Genomic DNA, 7663 nt, shown 5'->3' with positions numbered 1-7663 from the left:
AGGGTAGGTTGTTGCCAGGTCATTTGGATCTTTAGCTCAGTTGGTTAGAGCAACCGGCTCATAACCGGTAGGTCCGGGGTTCGAGTCCCTGAAGGTCCACCATATTTGGGGGTATAGCTCAGCTGGGAGAGCACCTGCCTTGCACGCAGGGGGTCAAGGGTTCGAATCCCTTTATCTCCACCAAAAGCAATCTAAATAGATTGCTTTTTTTTTATATTTATATTACTTAATTAACTATTATATTATTGTTTTAATTAAGTATATAATAATGTAAAGTAATTAAAAAAATTCATTGCAAAGATGGTGTAATTAGTATGAATAGAGTTAAACAATTTATTAATTGTGTATTTGCAAAAATAACTAAAAAAGATATGGAGTTTATTAATAATTATTTAGATGAGAATGAAAAAAAATTACTGTATAAACTCCCGGTTTATGATTTGAAACATTCAGTTAATGTAGCTAGAGATATATATACAAATGAATCTGAAGAAGAAATTAAAAAGAATAATCTTAATCATAAAGAAATTGTAAAATCAGCTATATTACATGATGTCGGTAAAATTAATACTCCTCTAAATGTAATAGATAAATCTATTTTAGTCTTATTAAATAACATTACAAAAACAAAAATAAAAAAATATAGTGATAGAAATTCTAAGATATATATATTCTATAATCATGGAGAAGAAGGTTATAAAATTTTAAAAGAAAAAGGATATGATAAAGAATTTTTGAATATTATAAGAAATCATCATAATTATAAAATACAAAATAAATGGCTAGATATTTTACGAAAGTATGATGATAGAAATTAATACATATAATTAATATAAGTAAATAAATATTTAATAATGAAAGAAAAAATACAATAATATACATGGGTATATGATATACTATTATTTAAATAATATATGTTTATACATGGAGGGGATTATGGCAAGCGCAAAGAGAAGAGAAAAAATAAAGAATCTATTAATACAATCTCAAGAACCTGTAAAAGGTCAGATATTAGCAGAAATGTTTGAAGTTACTCGTCAAATTATAGTTAAGGATATAGCTATTATAAGAGCTGAGGGGGTAGATATAATATCTACACCAAAAGGATATATGGCTTTAAAAGAAAATATCAATAGCATAAAGAAAATTATAGCTGTTAATCATGGAAGGGAAGAAGTAAAAAATGAGCTTGAGACTATTGTTAAATATGGTGCAATTGTAGAAGATGTAATAGTTGAACATCCTCTTTATGGAGAAATAAGAGCTATGCTTATGCTTAAAAATATGATGGATATTGAAAATTTTTATAGTAATTTTAAGCAGTATGAAGCTGAACCTTTAAGCGCATTAACAAATGGAGTTCATCTTCATACAATAATATGTGAAAATGATAGAGTTTTATCAAATATAGTAGAGGAATTAAATAAAAAAGGATTTTTGATTAAAGAATTATAAAAAGGGGTGTGAATATTTTGAAGAAGAAAGCTATCGGGAGTATAGTTTCTATAATAATAATTATATTACTTTTCACTGTTGCTGGAATAAGTATAATAGTTGACTATCAATGGTTCAGTGAATTGGGATATATTTCTATTTATTTTACTAAGTTATTATCTATAATGAAACTAATGGTTCCTACATTTTTAGTAATATTTATTGGAATAACATTATATTATAAAAGTTTAATACCTAATATTAGAAAGTTAAAAGAGATAGTAGAAATTGATAAAGTTAAAGAGAAAAAAAGGTTTAAAATCTTTTTAGGAATAAATTTTATTATATCTTTATTCTTTTCTTTTAGTTTTGCAAATATATATTGGTATAAAATATTAGAATTTACCAACTCTACAAAATTTAATATTAATGATCCTATATTTAATAAGGATATATCATTTTTTACATTTAAGTTACCTTTAATACAATCTTTATATAGTAGTATGATTTCATTATTAGTTTTACTTGTAATAGCTACTTTTATAATTTATATTATTTTAAATGTTAAGGATAAAATTAATAATCACTTTGATAGATCAGATAAGGTTGTAAATTTTAAATCTATGACTAGTGGTATAACAAGTTTTGCAGGAAAACAACTTGCAGTGATAGCTGCATTACTTATGTTAGTTATATCATTAGGATATATGATAAAAGGGTGGAACTTAGCATATTCTCCTAGGGGTATAGTTTTTGGAGCAAGTTATACAGATGTAAACGTATCTTTAAAATTCTATAAAGTGATTTCCATAGTTTCAATTATTTTTGCTGTATTAATATTCTTAAGTATATTGTTTAAAAAAGTTAAACCAATAATATTTTCAGTAATAGTAGTTTTTGTGCTGATGATTGGGGAAAGTGTTGCAGCTGGAGTTGTTCAACAATTTATTGTTAATTCCAATGAAAAAACATTAGAGAAACCTTATATATCCAAGAATATTGAGTATACTAATATGGCTTATAACATTGATGAAATTGATGAAAATAATTTTGAAATAAAAAATGATTTAGATGCTACAGGTATAAAACAAAATAAAGATATAGTTGAAAATATTAAGGTTAATGCATATCGACCTGCTTTAGAATTTTATAATCAATTTCAATATATAAGATATTATTATAAGTTTAATGATATAGATATTGATAGATATAATATTAATGGAAACTATAATCAAGTATTTATAGCACCGAGAGAAATTGATTTTGAAAAGTTAGATGAAAATTCTATTACCTGGCAAAATAGACATTTATCGTATACCCATGGATATGGGGTTGTTATGAGTAAGGTTAACTCGGTAACAAGTGAAGGACAACCTGATTTTATTATGAGCAATATACCTATTGAAAATGAAACGGATATTTCATTAGAGAATCCAAGGATATATTTTGGTGAGAATACTAATGATTATAGTATAGTAAATACAAAGCTTGGAGAAATTGATTATCCAATAGGTGGGGAAAATGCTACTAATAATTATGACGGTAATGCTGGTATATCCATGAGTTATCTAAACAGAATTATATTTGCTATTAAAGAACAAAATAGTAAATTTTTACTATCCCAAGATATAACTAGTGATAGTAAAATTCTACTTCATAGAAATATAGTAGAAAGAGTTAATAAAGTTGCACCTTTTTTAAGATATGATGAAGACCCATATGTAGTTATAAACAATAATAGGCTTTATTGGATTATAGATGCATATACTGTAAGCGACAAGTTCCCATTTTCACAACCTATGGGAGATATAAATTATATTAGAAATTCAGTTAAAGTTATAATTGATGCATATGATGGAACAACAAAGTTTTATATAACAGATAATACAGATCCTATAGTTGCAACCTATGCTAAGATATTTCCTAAGCTATTTACAGACTTAAGTACTTTACCAGATGAAATTAAAGCTCACTTTAAATATCCGCAAGATTTATTTGCAATTCAGAGTGAAATGTTGTCTAAGTACCATGTTTCAGATCCTGGAGTTTTCTACAATGGGGATGATATTTGGTCTATAGCTAGTGATGTAGCTACAATTGAAGGTGATGAAGTAAAATCCGAAGCTTCATATGTTACTACTAAATTAGCTGGAGAAGATAAAGAAGAGATGGTTATTTTAGAGTATTTTAATACAAAAGATAGAGATAATATGGTAGGTATGTTTGGTGTTAGAATGGATGGAGATAATTATGGAAAAATGTTTTTATATAAATTTCCAACGGGAGGAACAATATATAGTCCAATGTTATTTAAACAAAAAATAAACCAGGATCCAGAAATATCTAAACAATTATCACTTTGGGATACTAAGGGTTCTCAGGTTCAATTTGGAGAGGTTTTAATAATACCAATAGGAAACTCCTTGCTATATGTAGAACCTCTTTATTTGAGAGCTTCTGGTGAAAATAGCATACCTGAAATGAAAAATGTCATAGTTGGTTACGGAGATAAACTAATACTTGAAAAAGATATAGGAACTGCTATTACTAAGATGTTTAATCTAGAGGCTGAGGGAAATAATAACTCTAATAATGAAGGTATAGAAAATAATAAACAAGAAGGAAATTTAAATTCCGATTATTTAGGAAAATTAAAAGAAGCATATACAAATGCTATTGAATCTCAAAAAAATGGACACTGGGCAAAGTATGGTGAGTATATAAATCAAATAGGAAAATTAATTGACGAATTATCAAAATAAATTTATATAAATAACATGACTAGCCGCTCTAGAGCTTTCGTAGTAAAATGGAAGATAGAGTGGCTAGAATAATTTATATAAAGTAGTAATAACATGCATAGGTGGAGGAAATTATGGATTATGATGTATTGATATTAGGTGGAGGAATTATAGGTTGTGCGATAGCTTATGAATTGTCAAAATATAACCTTAATATTGCAGTTATAGAAAAAGATTATGATATATGTAATGATACACCTTCTATAAACACAGCAACAATATATGATGGACTAGAATGTGAGGATGAATTATCATCTAAGCTTATTAGAAAAGGCAATTTATTAATGGAGGAGTATGCATTAAGATTTAAAGTTCCATATAAGAGGTGTGGAACCTTATATATAGCAAGAAATGAAATTCAGACTATAAGTATTGATAAAATGTATGAAAGAGCTAAAGCAAAAAAAATAGATGATGTAAAACTTCTTATAGGAAAAGAAATATTGGAGTATGAACCTAATATAGAAGGAAATATAATAAAATCAATATATATACCTAATACAGGTGTAATAAGCTCATATGATTTAGCTTTAGCTTATGGTGAAATTGCTTTTGATAATGGAGTTAACTTTAGATTACAAGAAGAGGTTGAATCTATAAATAGTATAAATAAAGGATTCAAGATAAAAACAAGTAAAAATAAATTTACTTGTAAGATAGTTATTGATACAACTAAAGATAAAAATCTACAATTAGTTAATGAGAATAATAAAGAAGATGATAAAGGGAAATATATGAAATATGTGGTTATTGATAAGCCTTATGAAAAGTTATATTCTAACATAATTTTTGATGTAAGAGAAAATGAAAGAATATATATAAGACCTACAATTAACAATGAAACAATAGGGGCTTATAGTAACTATAAAAATGTTCACTATGATAAAGTTATTGAAAAGATAAAACCCCTTACTAAAGAAATTAGTGAAAATGATATAAAAGTAGTAAGAGATTGGCGCCTTTTTGATGAACCTATTATTATACAAGATGATATTATTAATAGTGGATATATAAATATTAAGGTTAATCATTATGCTAAGGTTACAATAACACCATATTTAGCTTTGAACATATCAAAAATAGTAGTTGAAAAGTTAAATTGTAAATTTAAAAAGGATTTTAATGATAAGAGAAGAGAATATTTTAGATTTAAAAATCTATCAAATGAAGAAAGAAATAAAATTATTAAATTAGACAGTAAGTATGGACGTATTATATGTCAGTGTGAAAAAGTTAGCGAAGGTGAGATTGTAGACTCTATTAGAAGACCTTTAGGAGCTAGAACAGTAACCGGGGTAAAAAGGAGAACAGGAGCGGGATTTGGAAGTTGTGATGGGTGTTACTGCAAGGATAAAATAATTGAAATTTTGGCAAGAGAAATGGATAAAAGAGTTACAGAAGTGGTTAATAATTCAAAGGATTCAACCATTTTATTATCAAGAATAAAAGAATTTGATGAAATGTGAGGTAATAAAAAGTGAAGGATAAGGATATATTAACAACTATAGTGAGAGTAAAAGGATCTGCAGAGCGTAGGGTGGTTTCAGTAAAGAGTAGCGAACCTATAGATAAAAGTTTATGGCTTGAATGCTCTAAGTGTCTAAGTAGAATATATGTAGGACCACAGACATCAGAAGGAGATGTTATATGTAAGAATATACTTAATACAGGTGTAGATATAGTATGTACTAAATATGCCTACAAAAATTAATATTAATATTGACAAAAAATATGTTAGGGAATAATATAGACATATATTTAATGAAATAAATTATAAACCATTGAAGAGAATAGTAGTACTAATCATATATGTAAGAGAGTCAGTGTTTGGTGTAAACTGATATATATATTATTACGAATCCGCCTCTGAGGGACTGTGATGAGCAGTACGGCATTAAGTTTGTCGTTAAATTTGTGAGTGGAATAATTAATTTTATTCAATTAGGGTGGTAACACGGAGTCTTTCGTCCCTTAGGTGGGGTGAGAGGCTTTTTATTTATATCAAAATATAATTATAAGAAAAGGGTAGGAGGAATAACAATGATAGACTTAAAGAAAATAAGAAATAATCCAGATGAAATTAAAGTAAAAATGGAAAATAGAGGAGAGAGTTTTGATTTATCACTTATAGATGAAGTTGTAGAGCTTGACCAAAAGAGACGTAATATATTAATAGAAGTAGAAGAATTAAAAAATAAAAGAAATAAAACTTCTGCAGAAATTCCTAAGTTGAAAAAACAAGGTATAGATGTATCAGAAACTATGAAGGAAATGAAACAACTTTCAGATACAATAAAAAACTATGATGTGGACTTAAATGAAATAGATCAAAGAATAGAATATATAATGATGAGGATACCTAATATACCTCATGATTCAGTTCCAAATGGTAGTGATGATGAGGATAATGTTGAAATTAAAAAGTGGGGAGAGATAAGAAAGTTTGATTTTAATCCTAAAGAACACTGGACTATAGGTACAGAAAACAATTTATTGGATTTTGAAAGAGCTGGAAAAATTACAGGGTCTAGATTTACTGTTTATAAGGGACTTGGAGCAAGATTAGAAAGATCATTAATAAATTATTTTTTAGATACTCACACTGGTAGAAATGGATATGATGAAATACTTCCCCCATATATGGTAAATAGAAATAGCATGACTGGAACAGGTCAGTTACCTAAGTTTGAAGAAGATGCCTTTAAAGTTAGTGATACAGATTATTTTTTAATACCTACAGCAGAAGTACCTGTAACTAATATTTACAGAGATGAAATCCTTGAAGGAGATAAACTTCCGATAAAATATGCAGCATATAGTGCATGCTTTAGGTCAGAAGCTGGATCTGCTGGAAGAGATACTAGAGGATTAATTAGGCAGCACCAGTTTAATAAAGTAGAATTAGTTAAATTTACAAAAGAAGAAGAATCATATGATGAACTTAATAAATTAGTTCAAGATGCAGAAAGTGTGTTACAAGGATTAGGACTTCCATATAGGATTGTAAAAATATGCAGAGGAGATTTAGGGTTTACTGCTGCTTTAAAATATGATATTGAGGTTTGGATGCCAAGTTATAATAAGTATGTAGAAATATCAAGCTGTAGCAACTTTGAAGATTTCCAAGCAAGACGTGCTAATATAAAATATAAAGATGATCCAAAAGCTAAACCTAAATTTGTTCATACAGTAAATGGTTCAGGGGTTGCTATAGGAAGAGCTTTAGCTGCAGTTCTTGAGAATTATCAAAATGAAGATGGTAGTGTTACAGTACCAGAGGTATTAAGAACATATATGGGGTGTGAAAAGATAACTAGATAAAAAAAATTTAGAATTTATATAAAAGTTTTTCAAAAAAATATTGACACAAGGGCTATTTCTTGATAGAATAACCCTTGTAGGAAATGGAGAGATGGTCGAGTTGGTTT

6 protein-coding genes, 2 tRNA genes and 1 other annotated feature are annotated in these 7663 nt (G+C 27.6%); all 8 genes read left to right on the top strand.

The window, feature by feature from the left end:
• Positions 1–25 precede the first annotated feature (25 nt).
• The 8 genes from B2S02_RS00235 to serS all read left to right on the top strand — a co-directional run bounded on the left by B2S02_RS00235 (position 26) and on the right by serS (position 7556).
• Positions 26–102, top strand: a tRNA-Ile gene (locus B2S02_RS00235).
• 5 nt (positions 103–107) lie between these two features.
• Positions 108–183, top strand: a tRNA-Ala gene (locus tag B2S02_RS00230).
• Positions 184–314: 131 nt separating this feature from the next.
• A complete protein-coding gene (locus B2S02_RS00225) occupies positions 315–818 on the top strand; it encodes an HDIG domain-containing metalloprotein (protein ID WP_346849268.1) in 504 nt (167 codons plus the stop codon).
• 118 nt (positions 819–936) lie between these two features.
• Positions 937–1455: a transcription repressor NadR gene (locus B2S02_RS00220; protein ID WP_346920099.1), complete on the top strand. Its 519-nt coding sequence runs from the start codon at positions 937–939 to the stop codon at positions 1453–1455.
• A gap of 17 nt (positions 1456–1472) precedes the next feature.
• Positions 1473–4196, top strand: a complete 2724-nt coding sequence (locus B2S02_RS00215) for a UPF0182 family protein (protein WP_346920098.1) — start codon at positions 1473–1475, stop codon at positions 4194–4196.
• Between the two features lie 113 nt (positions 4197–4309).
• The gene (locus B2S02_RS00210) at positions 4310–5701 is read left to right on the top strand and encodes an FAD-dependent oxidoreductase (RefSeq protein WP_346920097.1); all 1392 of its coding nucleotides are present in this window, start codon (positions 4310–4312) and stop codon (positions 5699–5701) included.
• A gap of 11 nt (positions 5702–5712) precedes the next feature.
• Positions 5713–5946: a DUF1667 domain-containing protein gene (locus B2S02_RS00205; protein WP_035135636.1), complete on the top strand. Its 234-nt coding sequence runs from the start codon at positions 5713–5715 to the stop codon at positions 5944–5946.
• A 61-nt stretch (positions 5947–6007) separates the two neighbouring features.
• Positions 6008–6210, top strand: a binding site (T-box leader).
• 65 nt (positions 6211–6275) lie between these two features.
• The gene (gene serS / locus B2S02_RS00200) at positions 6276–7556 is read left to right on the top strand and encodes a serine--tRNA ligase (RefSeq protein ID WP_346880467.1); all 1281 of its coding nucleotides are present in this window, start codon (positions 6276–6278) and stop codon (positions 7554–7556) included.
• The last annotated feature ends 107 nt before the right edge of the window (positions 7557–7663 follow it).

Origin of the sequence: Clostridium sp. UBA7339, from assembly GCF_002470865.1 — a bacterium.
Lineage (GTDB): Bacteria > Bacillota > Clostridia > Clostridiales > Clostridiaceae > Clostridium_J > Clostridium_J sulfidigenes.
The sequence above is the reverse complement of the archived record's forward strand: the minus strand, read 5'-3'. Positions and strand labels throughout refer to the sequence as shown.